Annotated in this window: 2 protein-coding genes; one reads left to right on the forward strand and one right to left on the reverse strand. The window is 72.4% G+C overall.

The window, feature by feature from the left end:
* The coding region (locus ACOV8S_RS21540) for an MFS transporter (protein WP_448319534.1) at positions 1–1,357 on the reverse strand (1,357 nt) is incomplete at its 3' end.
* A 557-nt stretch (positions 1,358–1,914) separates the two neighbouring features.
* Between ACOV8S_RS21540 and ACOV8S_RS21545 the strand changes: the two genes are divergently transcribed.
* Positions 1,915–2,341, forward strand: a 427-nt coding sequence (locus ACOV8S_RS21545) for a hypothetical protein (RefSeq protein ID WP_448319535.1), incomplete at its 3' end; no start/stop codon positions are given.

Below are 2,341 nucleotides of genomic sequence, written 5' to 3' on the forward strand. Positions count from 1 at the left end.
GCCCCACACGGGCCCGGCGGCGGCGTCCTCGCCGGGGCGAGGGAACGCCCGGGCGGGGCCTGGCCCGCTGCGGCCGGACGTCGTCGACCCGGCTCTCCGTGCCCGGGAGTCTGCGCAGGTGGTACAGCCAGGCCGCCCCTCCGGCGGAGAGGAGGCCGACGACCACGCAGCATGCCCACGGCAGCCACAGCTGTCCGGTGCGTTCCCCTACGTCCATCGCCCAGCCGACCGCGCTGGTGCAGCCGGAGGCGGCCACCCCCGAGATGACGTAGAAGAACCCGAAGTACGTGCCGATCAGTCCGTCGGCGGCGTGCCGCGAGACCAGCTCGAGCGTGGACGGCTGGGTGGCCATCTGGCCGAGTGCCAGCAGGAAGGCGCCGGCCGCGAGCGGGAGCAGGAGCAGCACGACGTCCGGCCGTCCCACGGTCTCGTTCTCGGGCACGTGGAGCAGGAGCAGCAGCGGGGGGAGGAAGGCCAGCCCCATGACGGCCAGGCCGGGCGCGATCCAGGCGGCCGGGCCGCCCTTGGCCCGTACCAGCCGCGTCACGCGCAGCTGGAGGGCGAGGCTGGCCAGGGCTCCGACCATCGGTATGACCGCCGCGGCCGCGGGCGCGCCCGACACGTGCTGCGCCGCGTTCACGAACAGCAGGTACACCTGGTTCTCCAGCGCCGTCAGGGCCGTCATGGTGAGGGAGAAGGTCAGGAAGTGCCGGTCGCGCAGGACGTGGAGACAGCCGCGGAGGATCGAGCAGTTGCGGCTCCGGCGCTCGGCCCGGCCGACGCGGGCGTGGGCCGGCAGCATGAAGAGCTGAAGCATCGTCATCGCGGCCAGCACGACCGCGGCGGTGACCGCCGTCGCCCGGAAGTCGATCATGCACAGCGCGCTGCCCAGGGCGAGGCCGATCAGCCCGCCGGTGGCGGTGAAGACGTTGAGCATGGCGAAGACCTCGGCCCGGCGGTCCGGCGGGGCCGCCTGTGCCGCGCAGGTGCGCATGGCCGGATAGAGCATGGCCCCGGCGACGCCGGTGAGGACGGAGGCGGCGAACACCGCGCGGACGTCGTCCACGACGGCGAACAGCGCGAAGCCGGACAGACGCAGGAGACAGCCGATCGGGATGACCCGGTGGCCCCCGATCCGGTCGGAGGCGGTGCCCCCGAGCACCACCAGGCCCTGATGACTCAGCTGGATGGTGCCCAGGACCGCTCCCACGGTTGCCGCGGACATGCCGAGGCTGCCGCCGAGGTGACCGGCGAGGAAGGGGAACAGCAGGAAGGTCCCGATGTCGATGCCGAGTTGGTTCACCATCAGGAACCGGACGGTCGGCGGGAAGCTGCGGACCGTGCGGAAAGTGTCCATGGGGCGTCCTTGCGCACGGCCCGTCGGACTGGCCCGGTGCGCAGGGAGGTCCGTGCATATGCCATTCACCATAGGGAATGGCATGTGTCGCTCGACTCGGATTGCGCAGACATCTACCCCATCGAGCGACGGGGTTCATATGGCCGCACGATCAGGTGGTCCGACGCTCGTGCGCGGGCTCACCGCAATCACCCCGAGTGGTGAGAATGTGCGCCCCCACCTTGGCAAATACCGATCTGCACGGTAGCTGCCGCGCCTTCCGGCAGGTGGGAGGCCGAGCGGCCGGTGCGACGGGAGGGCGCACGGAAACCACCTCGGGGCGCCACCTCACGGTGCGCCACGAGCGGATGGGTCTGCGGGTGCGAATGAACGGGCTGTCCGCCGAGGCGCATCCCCGACGGCCGGCGATGGTGCCGGGCGGGGAGCGGACAGCGCTTCGGGAAGCGCGCGCCACGAAGCCTTGTCCGGCATCGGTCTTGCGCCCCGGCCACGGCCCGCGCAAGGGTCTGCCCTACGGCGGAGCTCGGGGCGCCGTCCGTCGGAGGGAGGGCGCGGCGATGTGCGGGGCGGACCGGGCTGCGAAGGAGGCGGCGATCGCCCGTTTCCTCCACGACCACCCGCAGGCGGCCGACGCCGGCCAGGGACACCCGGCCCTCCACGGATGCGAGGCGGTCCGTTGGCCGCGGATACCCGGGTGCCCGGCAGGCATTCCCCTGCTGCTGCGCGCTCTGCTCGATGCCTCCGCCGCCGACGAGGCCCGGCAAGTGCTGGCCAACTGCCTGTTCGACGACATCACCCGGATGAGCGCAGCGATGCCGAATGCCCTCCCCTTCCTCCTCCGTCTCGCCCGCGATCCCGACGTCCCGAACCGCTCCGGGTTGCTGCGCCTGCTGGTGACGGTCGCCGAGTACGCCGAGCCGGTCGACAACCGCGGTGAGGCGATGGTGCGGTGGTTCGGCAGCGACGAGGAGCGCCCCGAACGGG

This window comes from Streptomyces sp. CO7 (assembly GCF_053474865.1).